The organism is Serratia proteamaculans (genome assembly GCF_949794035.1).
Taxonomy (GTDB): Bacteria; Pseudomonadota; Gammaproteobacteria; order Enterobacterales; family Enterobacteriaceae; genus Serratia; species Serratia proteamaculans.
Map to the genome: position 1 here is coordinate 2,840,137 of NZ_OX461105.1, position 19,404 is coordinate 2,859,540.

Consider the following 19,404-nt stretch of genomic DNA (forward strand, 5'->3'; position numbering starts at 1 on the left):
CATATCCCAGATACGCTACGGTTTCGACATCGGTGGTACCAAGATCGAAATGGCGGCCTACGACCGGCAGCTCAGGCAGGTGCTGTGCCAGCGGATCGGCACCCCCACCGGCGATTACCGCGAATTTTTGTCCTGCATCCATCAATTGGTCGAGCAGGCCGATAGAGAGTTGCACACCCAGGGCAGCATCGGCATCGGTTTACCGGGCGTGACCGATCCGCGCAGCCGCCGACAACTGGCGGTGAATGTGCCCTGCCTGACCGGCCACTGTCTGGCGGACGACCTGGCGCAAGCCTTGGCGCGGCCGGTTGAAATTGAAAACGACTGCCGCTGCTTTGCCCTTTCGGAAGCCAGCACGCCGCAAACCGACCATCTGGCGCTGGTGTTTGGCGCCATTATCGGCACCGGGGCTGGGGGTGGATTGGTGATGAACAAACAGTTGCATAAAGGACGCAACGGGCTGGCCGGGGAATGGGGGCACACCCCTATCTCCGCCCAATTGGCACAACGCTACGACTTACCGCTGTTCACCTGCAACTGTGGGCTAACCGGCTGCTTTGAGCGCTATGTTTCCGGCAGTGGCCTGTTGGCGTTGAGCCGCCATTTCGGTCATCCGGCGGATAACGTCCCGGCGTTAATCGCCAGTTTTCGACAGGGAGACCCTCTGGCACGGCGGTTGATGGCCATGTACGTCGATATTCTGGCCAGCGCACTGGCCGGCCTGCAACTGCTGCTGGACGTGGACGCTTTCGTGCTCGGCGGTGGGCTGTCCAACGTTGGCGAGTTGTACTCCCTGCTGCCGCCAGCCATGAGCCATTGGCTGTTACCCGGTACCGAGCCGGCGGCAGTCTACCCACCGGTGCACGGCGACAGCAGCGGTGTACGCGGCGCCGCATTATTACGCCAAAGCTGGCAATAAAAAAAGAGTGAAAAGGCCGTCAGGAAAAAATCAATGGCACAGCTTTCATCCTGCTTTCGGCAAATTAACCCCGGCGGTAAGTTGCCGCCTGATAAATAACGGATTACGGCTTTTCACTTTATTTCCCGGCAGCTTTCGATTGAGAGCAAACCGAAAGGAAGTTGCGATATAAACAATTGATACATATAGTTTTTTATAAAATAACCGGTTGCATTTCACTGTTTCGTTTGCTGTAATTCGCCACGAACAACTGAAAGCACTCCTGCCAGATTAACTGCGACGCATTGCGCCGCGGCCGGGTATGGCTACAGCTAAATCAGGAGTCACGCGTTAATGATCAATACCCTAAAACGACGGGAATTAATTATCGACCAGCTTTGTCGCGAAGGCTCGGTACGCGTCGAACAACTCAGTGCCCAGTTTGCCGTTTCCAGCGTCACTATTCGCAGCGATCTGCGTCAACTGGAAAAAAGCGGCTGTGCGGTCCGGGCGTACGGCGGCGCAATGCTCAACAAGCAGTTCGCCTTCGATCGTCCGTTACAGGACAAGGGCCGCATCAATCGCGACGTGAAATACACCATTGCCTGTGCAGCGGCAGCCCTGGTCAACGACGGCGACGCCATCATTCTCGACTCCGGCTCCACCACCAGCCAAATGGCGCAGCAGTTGGTCGGCAAAAAAGATCTGGTGGTGATGACCAACGCGTTGAATATCGCTTTCGAACTGGCCAACAACGAACAGGTTGATCTGATGGTGGTCGGCGGCAGCGTACGGCGTAAATCCTGGTCTCTGTACGGCCCAGCCGCCGAACAGCACATGCGCCAGTTCCGTTTTGACAAGCTGTTTCTCGGCGTCGACGGTTTTGATTTGCAAAGCGGCATCACCACGCCGGATCCGGGCGAAGCGCAACTTAACCGCGCCATGTGCGACGTCGCACGCGAAGTGATCGCCGTGGCGGATGCCAGCAAGTTTGGTCGCACCAGTTTTTGCATGATCCGTGAAATCGGCCAAATCCAGCGTTTGGTCACCGACAGCCGCATCCCGGAAAGCTACCTGAATGCGCTGAACCATTTAGGGGTCGATGTGATTATCGCCGACCGTTAACCGAGGTTTTTTAAGGAGTTTTCAACATGAACGGTTATTTTGCTTACGATGCGGGCTGGCTGGAACAACGACACGCGTTGCATACCGCACGTGAGATTTGGCAGCAGCCGGATTTATGGGCCGCCCTTCACCAGCAGTTACAGCAGCAACAAGCGCTGTGGCAGCCTTTCCTTGACCCGCTGCTGGCTAACCCTCGCCTGCAGATTGTGCTGTGCGGCGCGGGCAGCTCTGCCTTCGCCGGCCGCGCGTTGGCGCCCTGGCTGCGTGAGAAAACCGGCCGTGACGTGGTGGCCTACGGCACTACCGATATTGTCGCCAACCCGCACCAGTACCTCGATCTTACGCGCCCTACGCTGTTGGTCTCTTTCGCCCGATCCGGCAACAGCCCGGAGAGCGTGGCAACGGTGGAACTGGCAGACCAACTGCTGCCGGAAAGCTATCACCTGATGCTGGTGTGCAACCCGGACAGCCAATTGGCGCAATATGCCCATCAGCGCGACAACGTCTGTTCATTGGTGATGCCACAGGGCTCCAACGATCAAAGCTTCGCCATGACCTCCAGCTTTAGCTGCATGATGCTGTCTGCCGCGCTATTGCTCGGCCCGCAGTCCCTGGCCGAGGCCCAGCGGCCTCTGATGGCGATGGTCGCACGCTGCAATGAACTGCGTGAAACCCTGCAGCCTCAGGTGAAAGCATTGGCGGCCAGCGGTTTCCGGCGTTATATCACGCTGGGTGGCAGTTGCTTCACCGGGCTGGCAGAAGAGGCTTCGTTGAAGATGCTGGAGCTGACGGCCGGACAGATTGTCACCCGCTACGATTCGCCGCTCGGCCTGCGCCATGGCCCCAAGTTTATGGTCGATAACCAGACCCTGGTCCTGCTGATGTTCTCCAGCGGCGACTATGCCCGTCAGTACGATCGCGATTTGTGGAATGAGCTGCAACGTGACGGGCTGGCAATGCAGATGGTCGGCCTGGCCGGCAGCACCCAGCCGCTGTGCGACCTGATACTGAACCTGCACCACGCCGAAGATGACGTCTGGCTGCTGTTCCCTTACCTGTTATTCACCCAGATGCTGGCATTTGAAAGTTCGCTGGCGCTTGACCTGACGCCAGATAACCCGTGCCCGACCGGTGAAGTTAACCGGGTAGTGAAAGGCGTCACCATTTACCGTTATCCGTCATCTGTGGCGTAAGGAATCTCTATGTACCTGATATCCAACCGCGAAATGCTGCTGAAAGCGCAGCGCCAGGGGTATGCCGTACCGGCGTTCAACGTTCATAATCTGGAAACCGTGCAGGTGGTGGCGGAAACCGCCGCCGAACTCCGCTCGCCGGTGATCATGGCCGGTACGCCCGGCACCTTCAGCTATGCCGGTACTGACTATTTGATTGGCATCTGCCAGGCGGCCGCACACCGTTACGATCTGCCGTTGGCGCTGCATCTGGACCACCACGAAGAAATGGATGATATCGAACACAAGGTCAAAAGCGGTATTCGTTCGGTGATGATCGACGGCTCACACCTGCCATTCGCGCAGAATATTGCCAAGGTGGCCGAGGCCGTGGCGCTGTGCCACCGCTACGGGGCCAGCGTAGAGGCCGAACTGGGCCGCCTCGGTGGGCAGGAGGACGACCTGATTGTCGATTCTACCGACAGCTTCTTTACTGACCCGGCCGCCGCGCGTGAATTTGTCACCGCGACCGGTATCGACTCGCTGGCCGTGGCGATTGGTTCCGCCCACGGGTTGTACCATGGCGAACCCAAACTGGATTTTGATCGTCTGGCGCTGATCCGCGAGCAGGTCGATATCCCGCTGGTGCTGCACGGCGCCTCCGGCATTCCTGAAGCCATGGTAAAACGCGCCATTTCACTGGGGGTCTGCAAGGTCAACGTGGCAACCGAGCTGAAAATCGCCTTTGCCGGCGCGGTGAAAAGCTATTTCTCCCAGCACCCGGACGCCAACGATCCACGCAAGTACATCGTGCCCGGCAAACTGGCGATGAAAGAGGTGGTTGCCGAGAAAATCCGCATCTGCGGCAGCAGCGGCATGCTGTAACTCAGAATAAAGCACCAAGCCTGGCCGCCGTTTCAGATTCAACTGCGGCCATAACCATTTTTTTAACGTGACAGAGTTCACAGTACACCGGCTACATTCTCCTGCTAATCATTAAGCCACCTTCACCATGATCTAAATCATGGTTTTTCCCACCCCCCACCCTATTATTAAATCCATCGGCACTAAAAATTAAGAATAGTATATAAGACATTAAAGAAGGAAAATCGAAAGTTTTTGTTTGCGGATGAAGTCAGGCATATCTGTTTAAACTTTATTTAATTGGAATCACTTATTTTATCAGTTCATTTTAAAAAGGAATTAATAATGAAAAACTCTATCATGGCATTGGTGTTACTGACCCTCCTCCCTGCGGCTCTGCAAGCAGCCCAGAACTCCAACAGCCACGCGGCTTCTGGCACCATCCGTTTTTCTGGGAAGATAGCCGCCCCAACCTGTGAAATCAATCGAGATAACGGTAAATTTATCTCATCTTGCTACCGTGAAAACCGTGATAAAACCTTTGGCTATATCACAACCTCTGTAGATGAAATGTCATCGGAATTAGTTTCCCCCGCAACTACAGAGATTATTAATAATAACCCGCTACATAAAAGAGTGACCATAAGTTATAATTAACCACGGTAGTACATTTATAATGATAAACAATAACCATTAAAGACATCTAGAGTAAGTGTAAATTTATTTTATAATCTCCCACTTTTTTCGATGGGCAATATCTGTTGCCCATCTTCATGTCCGGAATCCGCCATCGCTCCCCCGCATTTCATGTAATAATCTGCTCATCAAACAAGAGGAGTGTTCACATGCAAACTTTTTTTATTGACCGTATGGCGACGCCAATGGGTGAACTGGTGCTGATTGCCGATGAGCAGGACCGGTTACGCGCCATCGACTGGACTGAGCATGAAGTACGCCTGATGAAGCTGCTGAATACTCACTACCGTGCCGATCGCTTCCAACTGGTAGACAAATCCAATCCTGGTGGCCTGACCGATGCCATGCAGCGCTATTTTTCTGGTGAGCTGGATGTCATTGATCAGTTGCCGGTGATGACCGCCGGCACCGAATTCCAGCGTAGTGTGTGGCAGCAACTGCGTCAGATCCCATGCGGTGAGATCATTACCTATGGCGAATTGGCGAAACGCATCGGTCGCCCGACTGCCTCACGTGCAGTAGGTATGGCCAACGGCTCCAACCCCATCAGTATCGTGGTCCCCTGCCACCGAGTGATCGGTTCGCAGGGCGCATTGACTGGTTATGCCGGCGGCGTTCAGCGAAAACAATGGCTGTTAAAGCATGAAGGCTATTTGCAAAACGAACTGCTTTAACCCCCCGCAGCCGGGCATCGCAAGATACCCCGGCTGCGCTAAGCGTTACGTATTGCTGTAAGTGGCAAGGAAATCAAAATATTTCAGGCAACTACAGAACAATCTGCGGCATGCTTGCTCAAATTTCGCACAGAATGCCCCCGTTGTTATTAATGCTACCCTTATCACCTGCAAGAAAAGATGTTAAAATTGACGCATATCAATTATTGAATGAGCGTAATCTATGATCCCGGAAAAACGCGTGATTCGTCGTATCCAGTCTGGTGGTTGTGCGATCCATTGTCAGGATTGCAGTATCAGCCAACTGTGTATTCCTTTTACTCTTAATGCTCATGAGCTGGACCAGCTCGACAACATTATCGAAAGGAAAAAGCCTATCCAGAAGGGCCAGACCCTGTTCAAGGCGGGCGACGAGCTGAAATCGCTGTACGCTATCCGCTCCGGGACCATCAAGAGTTACACCATCACCGAACAAGGTGATGAGCAGATCACCGGCTTCCATCTGGCGGGCGATCTGGTTGGTTTTGACGCTATTGGCGGCCTGAAACACCCAAGCTTCGCTCAGGCGCTGGAAACCTCCATGGTGTGTGAGATCCCCTTCGAAACCCTGGATGACCTGTCCGGCAAAATGCCAAACCTGCGCCAGCAAATCATGCGTCTGATGAGTGGCGAGATTAAAGGCGACCAGGACATGATCCTGCTGTTGTCGAAGAAAAATGCCGAAGAGCGCCTGGCGGCTTTCGTCTACAACCTGTCGCGCCGCTTTGCAGAACGCGGTTTCTCACCTCGTGAGTTCCGCCTGACCATGACCCGTGGCGATATCGGCAACTACCTTGGTCTGACGGTAGAAACCATCAGCCGCCTGCTGGGCCGCTTCCAGAAAAGCGAAATCCTCAGCGTTAAAGGCAAATACATCACCATCGAAAACGTCGACGCCCTGTCGGTGCTGGCCGGTACGCCACGGATTAACGTGACCGTAAACGCCTGATCCTAAGCTGGGTTGGTAATTCAACAGAATTATTGACCCAGCACATCTCTGCCGCTGTTCTGTTTTTCAATGTTGGGTTACTCTGTAAATTGACAGACTGTTGATTTTCAGCTGTAAGGAGGCCCTATGGCGAAGTATCAGAATCTTCTGGTGGCTATTGACCCCAATCAGGACGACCAGCCGGCACTACGCCGGGCGGTATACCTGATAAAACGAAATGGCGGGCGCATTAAGGCCTTCCTGCCTATTTACGACTTCTCTTACGAGATGACGACCTTGCTCTCCCCGGACGAAAGAACGGCGATGCGACAAGGTGTTATCAGCCAACGCGCCGCGTGGATCAACGAGCAATGCCGTTTTTACCTCGACGAAGGCGTTCCTATCGAAATCAAAGTGGTCTGGCATAACCGTCCTTATGAGGCGATTATTCAGGAAGTGATCGCCGGTAAGCACGACCTGCTGCTGAAGATGGCGCATCAACACGACCGGCTGGAATCCGTAATTTTCACCCCAACCGACTGGCACCTGCTACGCAAATGCCCTTGCCCGGTGTGGATGGTCAAGGATCAACCCTGGCAGGAAGGCAGCAAAGCCGTGGTGGCGGTTAATCTGGCCAGCGAAGAGCCCTATCATGACCCATTGAACATCAAGCTGGTGCAGGAAACCGTTGAACTGGCACAAAACGTCAACCAAACCGAAGTTCATCTGGTCGGCGCCTACCCCGTTACTCCCATTAATATCGCTATCGAGCTGCCTGATTTTGACCCCAGTGTCTACAACGATGCCATTCGCGGGCAACACCTGATCGCCATGAAGGCGCTAAGGCAGAAATTCTGCATTAAAGAAGAATTTACCCACGTTGAGAAAGGCCTGCCGGAAGAGGTGATCCCCGATTTGGCCGAGCACTTGCAGGCAGGTGTGGTGGTGCTAGGTACCCTGGGCCGTACCGGCATTTCGGCGGCGTTTATTGGCAACACGGCAGAACATGTGATCGATCATCTGAAATGTGACCTGCTGGTGATTAAGCCGGAAAACTTCAATTGCCCGATCGAAGCTGATGAGGACGATGAGCACGACGACGAAGATTGATGTTTAGCGCGTAAAAATCCGCCTTCGTAGAAGGCGGCATTGCTTGGGCGCCCCATAGGGGCGTACTAAGCTCGAACCCTAAGGGTCCTCACTTCACATTCCATGTAAACTCAGCTGGTTTTCTTCTTGCTCGTGTTTCTCTTGGTACTTTACGTACTTGCGGATCATCTCTGCGTTTACACCTACGGTGTCCACACAGTAGCCCTTCGCCCAAAAGTGATTTCCCCACAACTTGTGCTTCCTCAAGTAGGGGAATTTATTAAACAAACGGATAGCTGTTCGGCCTTTAAGGTGGCCCATCACTTCTGATACTGACAGTTTCGGCGGGATCTTTATCAGTAAATGAACATGATCTAACTGAACATTTAACTCCACTATTTCTACATGGAGTTGTTCACTTAATATTCTTATTTGCCTGTAAACCTCTTTCCCTACATTGTTTTTCAGTATTCGAAATCGGCACTTGGGCGTCCAAACTATATGGTATTGACAATGCCAGAGCACATGCGATGCTTTTTCGAACCTACTCATGGTTAAATCCTTATCAGTTATGGGGATAACGGATTCGGATTTTCCCATGAGTAGCATTACTGGCAGAGCCAAAAAGTCGATAACCACGTCCATAGGACGTGGTATTCAGTTAGAAATAAAAAAACGGGCCCTGACAGGCCCGTTTTTATTGGCTTTCGTTACGCCTGCAGCGCACGCAGTATCGCTTCCACACTCTCTTTGGCATCGCCAAACAGCATCTGGGTGTTCTCTTTAAAGAACAGCGGGTTCTGCACGCCGGCATAACCGGTGTTCATCGAACGTTTAAAGGCAATCACGTTTTGCGCTTTCCACACTTCCAGCACCGGCATACCGGCGATTGGGCTGCGTGGATCCTCCAACGCAGCCGGGTTCACCGTATCGTTGGCGCCGATCACCAGTACGGTGTCGGTGTCCGCGAAATCGTCATTGATTTCGTCCATCTCCAGTACCACGTCGTACGGCACCCTGGCTTCAGCCAGCAGCACGTTCATGTGGCCCGGCAAGCGCCCGGCAACCGGGTGAATACCAAAGCGCACCTTGATGCCGCGTGCACGCAGTTTCTCGGTGATTTCTGCCACCGGGTACTGCGCCTGCGCCACCGCCATGCCATAGCCTGGGGTGATGATCACCGAAGTGGAGTTCTTCAACTGCTCGGCCACTTCTTCCGCCGTCGTTTCGCGATACTCGCCCATTTCTTCCGCATTACCGGTCGAAGAGCCATCGGTACCGAACCCGCCGGCGATCACGCTGATGAACGACCGGTTCATCGCCTTACACATGATGTAAGACAGGATGGCACCCGAAGAGCCCACCAACGCACCGGTCACGATCAGCAGATCGTTGCTCAGCATGAAGCCGGCCGCCGCTGCCGCCCAACCCGAATAGGAGTTGAGCATCGACACCACCACCGGCATGTCAGCACCGCCGATGGATGCCACCAGATGCCAGCCAAACGCCAGGGCGATAGCGGTCATCAGCACCAGTGCCACCGCCTGCCAACCCACGCTGTCGGCACGAACAAACACCACCAGCAGCAGGAAGGAGACCACCAGTGCCGCCAGGTTCATTTTGTGGCGATTTGGCAGCGCCAGCGGTTTGGATGAGATGATGCCGCGCAGTTTACCGAAGGCCACAATCGAACCGGTGAAGGTAACTGCACCGATAAAGATACCGAGGAACACTTCGGTCAGATGGATATTCTCCATCACCGGTTCCATCGCCGCGCCGTGATCCAGGTAGCTGTTTAACCCCACCAGGACCGCAGCCAGGCCCACAAAGCTGTGCAGCACCGCCACCAGTTCTGGCATTTCGGTCATTTCGACCTTTTTCGCCAGATAGACCCCGATGGAACCCCCGATAATCATCGCGATGATGATCCAGCCCACGTTGCCGGAGTCCGGCCCGAGGATGGTGGCGATCAGCGCAATCGCCATCCCGGCGACGCCAAACAGGTTGCCGCGTTTTGACGTTTCATGGCGCGACAAGCCAGCCAGGCTACAAATAAACAGGATAGCGGCGACAATGTATGCAGCTGTAACTAATCCTCCAGACATATGCTACCCCTTAGTTCTTGCGGAACATCTTCAGCATGCGCTGAGTGACGGTGAATCCACCAAAAATGTTGATGCTGGCGATCAGCACGGCGATAAAGGAGAGGAAACTCACCCAGCCGCCATGGCCAATCTGCAATAACGCACCGACCACGATAATCCCTGAGATCGCATTGGTGACCGACATCAACGGGGTATGCAATGCATGGCTGACGTTCCACACCACGTAGTAACCCACCACACAGGCCAGCGCAAACACGGTAAAGTGAGACAGGAACTCTTTCGGTGCGGCGTTGGCCAGCCAGCCAAACAGGATAATGGCTAACGCCATCAGGCCATATTTCAGCCACGGCGAAACCGGTTTTGCCTCCGGTTTGGCAACGGGGGCGGCCTGCGCCGGTTTAGGCTGGGCAGAAACCTGGATAGGTGGTGCCGGCCAGGTGACTTCGCCACTGCGTACTACGGTAACGCCGCGGATCACGGTGTCTTCGAAATCAACGTCGATTTCGCCGTTCTTCTCTTTCGACAGCAGCTTCAGCAGGTTAACCAGATTGGTGCCGTAAAGCTGTGAAGACTGGGTGGGCAGGCGGCTTGGCAGATCGGTATAACCAATGATTTTCACGCCGTTGTCGGTAACGGTCACTCGGTCGGCGACGGTCAGTTCACAGTTACCGCCGTTTTGCGCCGCCAGATCGACGATCACGCTGCCGGGCTTCATTGAAGCCACCATCTCTTTGGTGATCAGCTTCGGTGCAGGTTTACCCGGGATCAGCGCGGTGGTGACAATGATGTCGACCTCGGCCGCCTGAGCGGCAAACAGTGCCATCTCGGCCTTGATGAAGGCTTCGGACATCACTTTGGCATAACCGTCGCCGCTGCCCGCTTCTTCCTCGAAATCCAGCTCGAGGAATTCGGCTCCCATGCTCTGTACTTGCTCTTTGACTTCCGGACGGGTGTCGAAGGCGCGAACAATGGCCCCCAGACTGCCTGCGGCACCGATCGCCGCCAGACCTGCAACGCCGGCACCGATGATCATGACCTTGGCTGGTGGAACCTTGCCCGCGGCGGTGATCTGGCCGGTGAAGAAGCGGCCGAATTCGTGTGCGGCCTCAACAATCGCGCGGTAACCGGCGATGTTGGCCATTGAGCTCAGTGCATCCATGGACTGCGCACGTGAAATACGCGGTACCGAGTCCATAGCCATCGCGGTGACGTTACGTTCAGCCAACTTCGCGATCAGCTCAGGGTTTTGCGCCGGCCAGATAAAGCTGACCAGGGTGCTGCGCTCACGCATTAACGCGATCTCGTCCTCAAGCGGTGCGTTAACTTTCAAAATCAGATCCGACTGCCAAACAGCGGCCGTGTCGGTGATCGTTGCCCCAGCGGCTTCATAAGCGCCATCGTCAAAACTTGCCAGTTTGCCCGCCCCGCTTTCAATCGCGACGGTAAAGCCCAGCTTCAGCAATTGTTCCACCGTTTTCGGCGTTGCTGCGACCCGGGCTTCATTGGCCAACCGTTCTCTTGGTACACCAATACGCATAATGTTCCCTTCTCACCTGTCTTTGATGATGTTTATTATCTTCCTACCCATAGCGATGGCCCCGGCCGACAAGCTTTTTGTTAACCTTGTCGGCAGCGAATTAAGGCGCCATCTATAACCTACTGAAAATATGATCGATGATCCATAATTGCTTACGCATTCAGGTCTGTTTTTACATAAAAACGCAGGCAACGACATGACAAATCGCAATTTAAAGTTAAAAAGCCCGCTGGAATGCCGTTTTTACGGCCATATTGTGGCAGCCATCAGGTTGAGAACTTCCGACGTTGCGCGGCAGCAACGCATAAAAGTTATAAAATTGTGAATAATTAACACTTATGACATCAAAGGCTTTATTATTGAAACTTATGACGATTCTGCGCAAAATAACGGGCACGCTCGTTCAAGGGATTTGTCTCATGGGATAACATAAAATGCTGAGACACTGCTCGAGATTACATGTAATAATCGGCGGCTGAATTACACCTAAACAGTTCAGCACGTTATCAACGTTAATGCGCTAGGCGAAAGGATTTTTTATGAAGCTGAAGAACACGATCATCGCATCAGCCTTGTTATCACTCACTGCGCTGTCTGCTCAGGCGGCACAAGAGTTAACTCCTGAAAAAGCAGCGGCGCTGAAGCCGTTTGATCGCATCACGATTACCGGCCGCTTTAATGCCATCAATGAAGCCGTTGATGCCGTATCCCGCCGTGCAGACAAACTGGGCGCAGACTCCTTCTACATCCAGGACAGCAATAACAGCAATAACGGCGGCAACTGGCGCGTCACCGCAGATCTTTATCATAAAGATGCGCCGGAAGTGAGCAAAGAGCCGAAGTACCGCGTGATTAACGGCGTTACCGAGCTGCCGAAAGAACAAGCCTTCCTGCTGGAGCCGTACGACACGGTGAGCGTCAGCGGCTTCTACCGCAGCCAGCCGGACATCAACGATGCCATCACCAAAGAAGCGAAAAAGAAAGGCGCAGCCTCGTTCTTTATCGTGCGTCAGGTCGATGCCAACCAGGGCGGCAACCAGTTCATTACCGCCTATATCTATAAAGCCGATGCCCCTAAACGTGCAGTACAGAGCCCGGATGCCATCCCGGCTGACTCTGAAGCCGGTAAGGCCGCACTGGCTGCCGGTGGCGCTGCTGCTGCCAAGGTTGAAATCCCGGGTGTTGCCTCTTCCGGCTCACCAAGCCGTGACGTGGGCCGTTTCTTCGAAACCCAGTCCTCTACCGGCAAACGTTATACTGTCACTTTACCGAACGGTACCCAGATTCAGGAAGTGAACAACGTGACTGCCGCGCAGATGGTGCCGTTTGATTCTGTGACCTTCACTGGCCACTTCAACAGCATGACCGACGTTTCTACCGAAGTCGCTAAACGTGCTGCCGAGAAAGGCGCCAAGTACTATCACGTGACCCGCCAGTGGCAGAACAAGAGCGGCGGTAACCTGACCGTCAGCGCTGACCTGTTCAAATAAGTTTCACTTTGCGGTTTACCATCGGGCAGCCATTGAGCTGCCCGTTTTTATTGGATCGCTCAGTGCCCTGCCAGTTGAATAGTTTTTTGTAAATTACGCATACTTAATCATTGCATCCATCCGCATCCATCCGTAGAATTTGCGCCAATTTTTAGGGCTATTGTCTACTCGTTCAGTAATTGCCATTACGTTGTTACTGCCAAGCAGTTCCCTCCCAGTTGTTTATTCTGCGTTCAGGATCCGTCATTGGAAAAGAAATTAGGTCTTACCGCGTTAACCGCATTGGTGCTGAGCTCAATGCTGGGTGCCGGGGTTTTCAGCCTGCCACAAAACATGGCGCAGGTCGCCAGCCCGGCGGCCCTGCTGCTGGGTTGGGCGATTACCGGCGTCGGCATCCTGTTTCTGGCTTTTGCCATGCTGTTGCTTACCCGCCTGCGTCCCGATCTGGACGGCGGCATCTTCACCTATGCGAAAGAGGGTTTTGGCGAACTGGTCGGGTTCTGTTCCGCCTGGGGCTATTGGCTGTGCGCGGTGATCGCCAATGTCTCTTACCTGGTGATCGTGTTTGCCGCGCTGAGTTTATTCACCGATCGCGGCGGTGAGGTCATTCTCGGCGACGGCAATACCTGGCAAGCGCTGCTGGCGGAGTCCGTATTGCTGTGGATCGTCCATGCGCTGGTGCTGCGGGGTGTGCAAACCGCCGCCAGCATCAATCTGGTCGCGACCCTGGCCAAGCTGTTGCCGCTGGGGATGTTTGCCGTGTTGGCCGCGATGGCGTTCAACATGGACGTCTTCACGCTGGATTTCCACGGCGTTGCTCTCGGTAAACCGGTGTGGGAGCAGGTAAAAAATACCATGCTGATTACCCTGTGGGTATTTATCGGTGTGGAAGGTGCAGTGGTGGTTTCTGCGCGGGCACGTCATAAGAAGGATGTCGGCCGTGCCACCATGCTGGCAGTGATCTCCGCATTGGCGGTGTATCTGTTGGTGACATTGTTATCACTGGGCGTGGTGCCGCGCAGCGAATTGGCCGAGATGCGCAATCCTTCTATGGCGGTGCTGATGGTCGATCTGATTGGCCCCTGGGGTGATGTGATTATCGCGGCCGGGCTGATCGTTTCGGTCTGCGGGGCTTACCTGAGCTGGACGATTATGGCCGCCGAAGTGCCGTTGCTGGCCGCTCAACACGGCGCTTTCCCGAAGATTTTCCGCAAGCAGAACAAGAACCACGCGCCCTCGGCTTCGCTATGGCTGACCAATATTGCGGTTCAGTTCGCTCTGGTGCTGATCTGGCTGACCGGCAGTAACTACAATTCTCTGCTGACTATCGCTTCGGAAATGATCCTGGTGCCTTATTTCCTGGTCGGTGCCTTCCTGTTCAAGGTGGCGATCCGTCGTCAGGACAAACGGCTGATGTTCGCCGCGACAGGCGCCTGCCTGTATGGAATCTGGCTGCTCTACGCTTCAGGATTGATGCACTTGCTGATGTCGGTGCTGCTGTATGCACCGGGGCTGCTGGTGTTTATCTATGCCCGCAGCGGACATGATGACGTCAAATTGCTGAATCAACTGGAGAAAGGCAGTATTTTTCTGTTGCTGGTGGCCACGGTACCGGCCGGCTGGTTTATGCTGCAGTAGGTGAAGCATGGCCGGGTGGGAACACCCGGTCAGTAACTTTGAGACTGGTGCAGACTGATGGTCATGCGTTCCCCAACCTGAGAGATGATAACTCCCTCAACGCACTCTTGCTGAATGGTCGCCAACTGCTGCGTATCCAGAGCATAGGGCAGTTTAATGTCGAATACTGCCAACCCCTGCTGCTGCGCCAGATCGATCAGGCGCACGATGTTGGTTTCGTCGCTGACCTGGGTGGAAACCACCTGCAGCGCCAACGCTTCCAACTGCTCTTTCCGCGTTTGTGAAGCGGAAGCCTGAGATTTCAATACCATGCCAAAAAATGGCATCACACCATAGATTGCATCAACAAAGCGCCAGTGCTTCTTGCACGATGCGGACAGAAAATCCATGTAATCAAAGCAGATTCTCTCACTGCGGGCGACGGGTGCAAGGTGACTGCTGTTCATCCCTTCCTCTCATTGCCAGTGTATTACATCCTGAAATGGATAATCGATGCGAAGCTTTAACGAATTTCCGCCGTATAATGGCATAATTCCCCTATTGTTTGCCAGTCTGTCCAGGAGCTTTAATCAATGGAACATCACAACTCAGCCCCGGTGCTGATTACGGGCGGCGCACGCCGGATTGGACTGGCGCTGGCCAGGTCATTCTTGCAACGCGATATTCCCGTGATCATCGCCTATCGCAGCGACTACCCGGCACTGAGCGAGCTGAAAAGACTGGGGGCAATCTGCATTCAGGGCGATTTCGCGACGCACGACGGCATCTACCGTTTTGCTGAGCAGGTTCGTCAGGTCGCTCCCAAACTGCGCGCGGTGATCCACAACGCCAGCGCCTGGCAGGCCGAATCGCCGGAAGTGCCGCCGGAGCAGGTTATGGCGGCGATGCTGCAAATTCACGTTTATACCCCTTATCTGCTCAATCAATTGCTGGAGTCTTGCCTGCTGGGCCAGGGACAAGCCGGTGCGGATATTATCCACCTGACCGACTATGTGGTGGAGAAAGGCAGCGATAAACACATTGCCTATGCCGCCAGTAAGGCCGCACTGGACAATATGACCCGTTCATTTGCCCGCAAGCTGGCGCCAGAGGTCAAAGTCAATGCCATTGCACCGGCGCTGATTATCTTCAATCCGGGTGATGACGAGCCGTATCGTCAGCAGGCGCTGGCAAAATCACTGATGAAAATCGCCCCTGGCGAGTGTGAAGTGGTCAACCTGGTGAACTACCTGCTGGAAAGCCGCTATGTCACCGGCCGTACCCATGGCGTAGACGGTGGCCGTCCACTGCGCTAGCGCACAGATCTGCATGGTATATCGCGGCCCCCCGCGCTATGCTGAATTTCGTTATTCTGATAAAACCGCTGAATATGCATAAAATTGTTTTTGTGGAAGACGATCCGGAAGTCGGCAAACTGATTGCCGCCTATCTGGGCAAGCACGACATTGATGTATTGATTGAGCCACGCGGCGACAGTGCGCAGGCACGCATCGAGTTGGAACAACCGGATCTGGTGCTGCTGGACATCATGTTACCCGGCAAGGACGGCATGACGCTGTGTCGCGATCTGCGCCCGACCTTCCCCGGCCCAATTGTGCTGCTCACCTCACTCGACAGCGACATGAACCATATCCTGTCGTTGGAAATGGGCGCTAACGATTACATCCTGAAAACCACGCCACCGGCAGTATTACTGGCGCGGCTACGTCTGCATCTGCGTCAGCATGGCAATCAGCCAAAGGAAGAATCGACTCAGCCGATCACCCAACACAACGCCTTGCACTTCGGCTTACTATGCATCGACCCGGTCAACCGTCAGGTGACGCTGGGCGAAGAGATCATCACCCTTTCCACCTCAGATTTTGATCTGCTGTGGGAACTGGCCACCCATGCCGGGCAAATCATGGATCGCGAAGCCCTGCTGCAAAACCTGCGCGGCGTGAGTTATGACGGTCTGGATCGCAGTATCGACGTGGCGATTTCCCGCCTGCGACGCAAGCTGTACGATAATGCGCTGGAGCCCTTCCGCGTGAAAACCGTGCGCAATAAGGGCTATCTGTTCGCCCCGAATGCCTGGGAGTTCGTGCAGCAATGAGAAAGCTTTTTGTGCAGTTCTTCCTGCTGCTTTTCGTTTGCTTCCTGGTGATGGCGATGCTGGTGGGGTTGGTGTACAAAGTCACCGCCGAACGCGCCGGCCGCCAGTCGATGGACGACCTGATGAAAAGCTCGCTGTACCTGATGCGCAGTGAACTGCGGGAAATTCCGCTGAAAGACTGGAACAAGACCATCGCCACGCTGGACTTGAACCTGTCGTTTAAACTGCACATTGAACCGCTTGGCAAACAGGATCTGAGTGAAGATCTGATGAAGCGGCTACGTCTTGGGGAAATTATCGCCCTCGACGACCAATACACCTTTATGCAGCGGATTCCACGCAGCCACTACGTGCTGGTCGTCGGGCCGATCCCTTATCTGTTCTATCTGCATCAAATGCGGTTGCTGGATTTGGCCCTGCTGGTGTTTATCGGCATGTCGCTGGCCCTGCCGGTATTTTTGTGGATGCGCCCGCACTGGCAGGACTTGCTCAAGCTGGAAAACGCGGCTCAGCGCCTCGGTGCCGGGCATCTTGATGAACGCACCCATTTCGATCCCACCTCCAGCCTCAATCGGCTCGGGGTGGCGTTTAATCAGATGGCGGATAACGTCAATACGCTGATCGCCAGCAAGAAACAGTTGATCGACGGCATCGCCCATGAGCTGCGAACACCGCTGGTGCGGTTGCGCTACCGGCTGGCGATGAGCGATAACCTGACCGAGAGCGAGCAGCAGGCGCTGAACCGCGATATCGGTCAGTTGGAGTCACTGATCGACGAACTGCTGACCTATGCTCGTCTCGACCGTCCGCAGGTGGCACTCAATATAGAACCTCTCGATTTACCCAAGTGGCTGGAGGACAAGGCTGACGACCTGCGCCTGATCCACCCGGAACGGGAAATCGAGTTGGATATCCCACACGTCGGCGATTTTGGCGGCGTCGATTTACGACTAATGGAGCGAGTGCTGGATAACCTGGTGAACAATGCGCTGCGTTATAGTGAAAAACGTCTGCGTATCGGCCTGTGGTTTGACGGCGACAACGCCTGTCTTCAGGTAGAAGACGACGGCCCGGGTATTCCACCGGAAGAACGTGAACGGGTATTCGAACCCTTTGTGCGGCTCGATCCCAGCCGCGATCGCGCCACCGGCGGCTGCGGGTTGGGCCTGGCCATTGTTCATTCTATCGCCGTGGCCTATCAGGGCCAGGTGTACGTAGACGCCAGTTCGCTCGGCGGGGCCAGCTTCCGCTTCTGTTGGCCGCTAAAGCCCACTTTCAATTTAAAAGCAGACCCGGTGTAACCCTGTTTACGCGGCAGCATGAAAACGCGAAAGAGTTATCCGGTTTACAATAAAATGGAGCTAAACGATGACATCTGCACATTCCCCTTCTTCCTACGACGAGCTGCGTGCCATTTTCACCCGACTGTCGCGCTTCGGCCACCTCTCCGCCATTGCCGGCTGGGACATGCAAACCATGATGCCACCAAGTGGCAGCAAAGCGCGTTCGGAAGCGCTGGCCGAGCTGAGCGTGCTGCAACACCAAATTTTAACGGCGGAAAAAACCGGTCGTTTGTTTGAACGCGCACAGCAAGAAACGTTGGATGACATCGATCTGGCTAATTTGCTGGAGATGCGCCGTCAGTACGACAACGCGGTGCTGGTACCGGAATCGCTGGTCGAAGCCAAGTCGCTGGCTGGCGCACGTTGTGAGCACGCCTGGCGTTCCCAACGCCCGGCCAACGACTGGGAAGGTTTCTCGGAAAACCTGCGTGAAGTGGTCAAACTGAGCCGGCAGGAAGCGCAGATCCGCGCCGAAGCGGCAGGCTCCAGCCGTTATGATGCCCTGCTGAACCTGTATGAACCGGGGATGCGCAGCAGCGACATTGACCGTATCTTTGGCGATCTGAAAACCTGGCTGCCCGATCTGCTGCAGAAAGTGGTAGCCAAACAGGCTCAGGAACCTTGCCAGGTTCCGCAGGGGCCGTTCAATGTGGAAACTCAACGTCAACTGAGCCTGAGCGTGATGAAACTGCTTGGCTTTAACTTCGACGGCGGCCGGGTGGACGTCAGCGCACACCCGTTCTGCGGCGGTGTACCGGAAGATGTGCGCATCACTACTCGTTATAACGACAAAGAGTTCCTGACCGCTCTGCTCGGTATCGTGCATGAGACCGGTCATGCCCGTTACGAACAAAATCTTCCGCGTGAATGGTTGGGCCAACCGGTGGCGCAGGCACGCTCTACCGCTATTCATGAATCACAAAGCCTGCTGTTTGAAATGCAGCTGGCGCGCGGCAGCGATTTCCTGAAAATTCTGCGCCCGCTGGTCGTCAATCAATTCGGCGAACAACCGGCGCTGGAAGAAAGTAACTTCATCCGTCTGAATCAACGAGTGAAGCCAGGTCTGATCCGCGTAGACGCTGACGAAGTCAGCTACCCGGCGCACGTGATCCTGCGTTATGAAATTGAGAAGGCCCTGGTCGAAGGCGAGATTGAGGTGGAAGACATCCCGGCGCTGTGGAACGAAAAAATGCGCGGCTACCTGGGCCTGGACACCGTCGGCAACTACCGCAACGGCTGCATGCAGGATATTCACTGGACCGATGGCGCATTTGGTTACTTCCCGACTTATACCCTTGGCGCCATGTATGCCGCGCAACTGTTCAATAGTGCGCGTGAAGCGCTGCCGACGTTGAACAGTGACATCGCCGAAGGCAATCTGAACCCACTGTTCCACTGGCTGAAACAGAATATCTGGCGTCACGGTAGCCGTTTCCCTACCGATACCCTGATCGCCAATGCGACCGGTGAAACCTTGAACCCGAGCTATTTCCGCAAGCATCTGGAAAGCCGTTACCTGTAATATCTTCCCCAGGCACGGCTAACCCCGTGCTTTTCCCCCTGTTTTGCCGCAAGTATTCCATAGCGCACTCCCCCTACCCAAGACAGCCTGGCCGCAGAGTGCGGGTTGGTTACCTCCTATATGTATGTTGTAACTAAAGTGAGGTTGAAAGGCCGCCAAACCCGGTGGATTAACCGGCCACTATCCACG

At 54.7% G+C, this 19,404-nt stretch carries 18 protein-coding genes; 14 read left to right on the forward strand and 4 right to left on the reverse strand.

What is annotated here, in order from left to right; genetic code table 11:
- Window positions 1-10: 10 nt before the first annotated feature.
- The 8 genes from QOT07_RS13250 (at window position 11) to uspE (ending at window position 7,506) form a co-directional block, all read left to right on the forward strand.
- The gene (locus tag QOT07_RS13250; protein ID WP_099063047.1) at window positions 11-919 is read left to right on the forward strand and encodes an ROK family protein; all 909 of its coding nucleotides are present in this window, start codon (window positions 11-13) and stop codon (window positions 917-919) included.
- A 333-nt stretch (window positions 920-1,252) separates the two neighbouring features.
- Entirely contained in the window at window positions 1,253-2,023 is a 771-nt protein-coding gene (gene agaR, locus QOT07_RS13255) for a transcriptional repressor AgaR (RefSeq protein ID WP_207976609.1), read from the forward strand.
- Window positions 2,024-2,049: 26 nt separating this feature from the next.
- Window positions 2,050-3,216, forward strand: a complete 1,167-nt coding sequence (locus tag QOT07_RS13260; RefSeq protein ID WP_283603334.1) for an SIS domain-containing protein — start codon at window positions 2,050-2,052, stop codon at window positions 3,214-3,216.
- A gap of 9 nt (window positions 3,217-3,225) precedes the next feature.
- Window positions 3,226-4,080, forward strand: a complete 855-nt coding sequence (locus QOT07_RS13265) for a tagatose bisphosphate family class II aldolase (RefSeq protein WP_283603335.1) — start codon at window positions 3,226-3,228, stop codon at window positions 4,078-4,080.
- A gap of 324 nt (window positions 4,081-4,404) precedes the next feature.
- A complete protein-coding gene (locus QOT07_RS13270) occupies window positions 4,405-4,716 on the forward strand; it encodes a hypothetical protein (RefSeq protein ID WP_261417398.1) in 312 nt (103 codons plus the stop codon).
- Between the two features lie 188 nt (window positions 4,717-4,904).
- The gene (ogt, locus tag QOT07_RS13275; protein WP_283603336.1) at window positions 4,905-5,429 is read left to right on the forward strand and encodes a methylated-DNA--[protein]-cysteine S-methyltransferase; all 525 of its coding nucleotides are present in this window, start codon (window positions 4,905-4,907) and stop codon (window positions 5,427-5,429) included.
- A gap of 223 nt (window positions 5,430-5,652) precedes the next feature.
- Complete coding sequence (gene fnr, locus QOT07_RS13280) at window positions 5,653-6,417, forward strand: fumarate/nitrate reduction transcriptional regulator Fnr (RefSeq protein ID WP_012145310.1); 765 nt, start codon at window positions 5,653-5,655, stop codon at window positions 6,415-6,417.
- A gap of 126 nt (window positions 6,418-6,543) precedes the next feature.
- Window positions 6,544-7,506: a universal stress protein UspE gene (gene uspE / locus QOT07_RS13285; protein ID WP_099062933.1), complete on the forward strand. Its 963-nt coding sequence runs from the start codon at window positions 6,544-6,546 to the stop codon at window positions 7,504-7,506.
- Window positions 7,507-7,599: 93 nt separating this feature from the next.
- Here the strand turns inward: uspE and tnpA are convergent, their stop codons facing one another.
- From tnpA to pntA, 3 genes are all read right to left on the reverse strand, one after another.
- Window positions 7,600-8,037, reverse strand: coding sequence for an IS200/IS605 family transposase (gene tnpA, locus QOT07_RS13290; protein WP_283602402.1), 438 nt, complete (start codon window positions 8,035-8,037; stop codon window positions 7,600-7,602).
- A gap of 158 nt (window positions 8,038-8,195) precedes the next feature.
- Window positions 8,196-9,590 carry a Re/Si-specific NAD(P)(+) transhydrogenase subunit beta gene (gene pntB / locus QOT07_RS13295; protein WP_085116973.1) on the reverse strand — a complete coding sequence of 465 codons (1,395 nt, stop codon included), beginning with the start codon at window positions 9,588-9,590 and terminating at the stop codon, window positions 8,196-8,198.
- Window positions 9,591-9,600: 10 nt separating this feature from the next.
- Window positions 9,601-11,127, reverse strand: coding sequence for a Re/Si-specific NAD(P)(+) transhydrogenase subunit alpha (gene pntA, locus QOT07_RS13300; protein ID WP_283603337.1), 1,527 nt, complete (start codon window positions 11,125-11,127; stop codon window positions 9,601-9,603).
- 539 nt (window positions 11,128-11,666) lie between these two features.
- Between pntA and ydgH the strand changes: the two genes are divergently transcribed.
- Complete coding sequence (gene ydgH, locus QOT07_RS13305) at window positions 11,667-12,617, forward strand: DUF1471 family protein YdgH (RefSeq protein WP_099062931.1); 951 nt, start codon at window positions 11,667-11,669, stop codon at window positions 12,615-12,617.
- Window positions 12,618-12,863: 246 nt separating this feature from the next.
- Complete coding sequence (locus tag QOT07_RS13310; protein ID WP_129934554.1) at window positions 12,864-14,255, forward strand: amino acid permease; 1,392 nt, start codon at window positions 12,864-12,866, stop codon at window positions 14,253-14,255.
- A gap of 29 nt (window positions 14,256-14,284) precedes the next feature.
- Here QOT07_RS13310 and QOT07_RS13315 read toward each other — a convergent pair whose 3' ends face one another.
- Window positions 14,285-14,701, reverse strand: coding sequence for a hypothetical protein (locus QOT07_RS13315; protein ID WP_207976603.1), 417 nt, complete (start codon window positions 14,699-14,701; stop codon window positions 14,285-14,287).
- A gap of 126 nt (window positions 14,702-14,827) precedes the next feature.
- Between QOT07_RS13315 and folM the strand changes: the two genes are divergently transcribed.
- From folM to QOT07_RS13335, 4 genes are all read left to right on the forward strand, one after another.
- Window positions 14,828-15,550 (forward strand): dihydromonapterin reductase, encoded by a 723-nt coding sequence (folM, locus tag QOT07_RS13320; RefSeq protein WP_219016359.1) that lies wholly within the window; start codon window positions 14,828-14,830, stop codon window positions 15,548-15,550.
- A 74-nt stretch (window positions 15,551-15,624) separates the two neighbouring features.
- Entirely contained in the window at window positions 15,625-16,350 is a 726-nt protein-coding gene (gene rstA, locus QOT07_RS13325; RefSeq protein ID WP_099063046.1) for a two-component system response regulator RstA, read from the forward strand.
- The gene (rstB, locus tag QOT07_RS13330) at window positions 16,347-17,651 is read left to right on the forward strand and encodes a two-component system sensor histidine kinase RstB (RefSeq protein WP_099062927.1); all 1,305 of its coding nucleotides are present in this window, start codon (window positions 16,347-16,349) and stop codon (window positions 17,649-17,651) included. The genes rstA and rstB overlap by 4 nt, the downstream gene beginning before the upstream one ends.
- Before the next feature lie 67 nt (window positions 17,652-17,718).
- The gene (locus QOT07_RS13335) at window positions 17,719-19,215 is read left to right on the forward strand and encodes a carboxypeptidase M32 (protein ID WP_099062926.1); all 1,497 of its coding nucleotides are present in this window, start codon (window positions 17,719-17,721) and stop codon (window positions 19,213-19,215) included.
- Window positions 19,216-19,404 lie beyond the last annotated feature (189 nt).

What these genes read in the sequence shown, in the direction of transcription:
- QOT07_RS13335 (WP_099062926.1), top strand. Translation starts at nt 17,719, where the DNA reads ATGACATCTGCACATTCCCCTTCTTCCTACGACGAGCTGCGTGCCATT.
- pntA (WP_283603337.1), bottom strand. Translation starts at nt 11,127, where the DNA reads ATGCGTATTGGTGTACCAAGAGAACGGTTGGCCAATGAAGCCCGGGTC.
- fnr (WP_012145310.1), top strand. Translation starts at nt 5,653, where the DNA reads ATGATCCCGGAAAAACGCGTGATTCGTCGTATCCAGTCTGGTGGTTGT.
- folM (WP_219016359.1), top strand. Translation starts at nt 14,828, where the DNA reads ATGGAACATCACAACTCAGCCCCGGTGCTGATTACGGGCGGCGCACGC.
- tnpA (WP_283602402.1), bottom strand. Translation starts at nt 8,037, where the DNA reads ATGAGTAGGTTCGAAAAAGCATCGCATGTGCTCTGGCATTGTCAATAC.
- QOT07_RS13270 (WP_261417398.1), top strand. Translation starts at nt 4,405, where the DNA reads ATGAAAAACTCTATCATGGCATTGGTGTTACTGACCCTCCTCCCTGCG.
- QOT07_RS13315 (WP_207976603.1), bottom strand. Translation starts at nt 14,701, where the DNA reads ATGAACAGCAGTCACCTTGCACCCGTCGCCCGCAGTGAGAGAATCTGC.
- pntB (WP_085116973.1), bottom strand. Translation starts at nt 9,590, where the DNA reads ATGTCTGGAGGATTAGTTACAGCTGCATACATTGTCGCCGCTATCCTG.
- ogt (WP_283603336.1), top strand. Translation starts at nt 4,905, where the DNA reads ATGCAAACTTTTTTTATTGACCGTATGGCGACGCCAATGGGTGAACTG.
- rstB (WP_099062927.1), top strand. Translation starts at nt 16,347, where the DNA reads ATGAGAAAGCTTTTTGTGCAGTTCTTCCTGCTGCTTTTCGTTTGCTTC.
- agaR (WP_207976609.1), top strand. Translation starts at nt 1,253, where the DNA reads ATGATCAATACCCTAAAACGACGGGAATTAATTATCGACCAGCTTTGT.
- ydgH (WP_099062931.1), top strand. Translation starts at nt 11,667, where the DNA reads ATGAAGCTGAAGAACACGATCATCGCATCAGCCTTGTTATCACTCACT.
- QOT07_RS13265 (WP_283603335.1), top strand. Translation starts at nt 3,226, where the DNA reads ATGTACCTGATATCCAACCGCGAAATGCTGCTGAAAGCGCAGCGCCAG.
- QOT07_RS13260 (WP_283603334.1), top strand. Translation starts at nt 2,050, where the DNA reads ATGAACGGTTATTTTGCTTACGATGCGGGCTGGCTGGAACAACGACAC.
- uspE (WP_099062933.1), top strand. Translation starts at nt 6,544, where the DNA reads ATGGCGAAGTATCAGAATCTTCTGGTGGCTATTGACCCCAATCAGGAC.
- rstA (WP_099063046.1), top strand. Translation starts at nt 15,625, where the DNA reads ATGCATAAAATTGTTTTTGTGGAAGACGATCCGGAAGTCGGCAAACTG.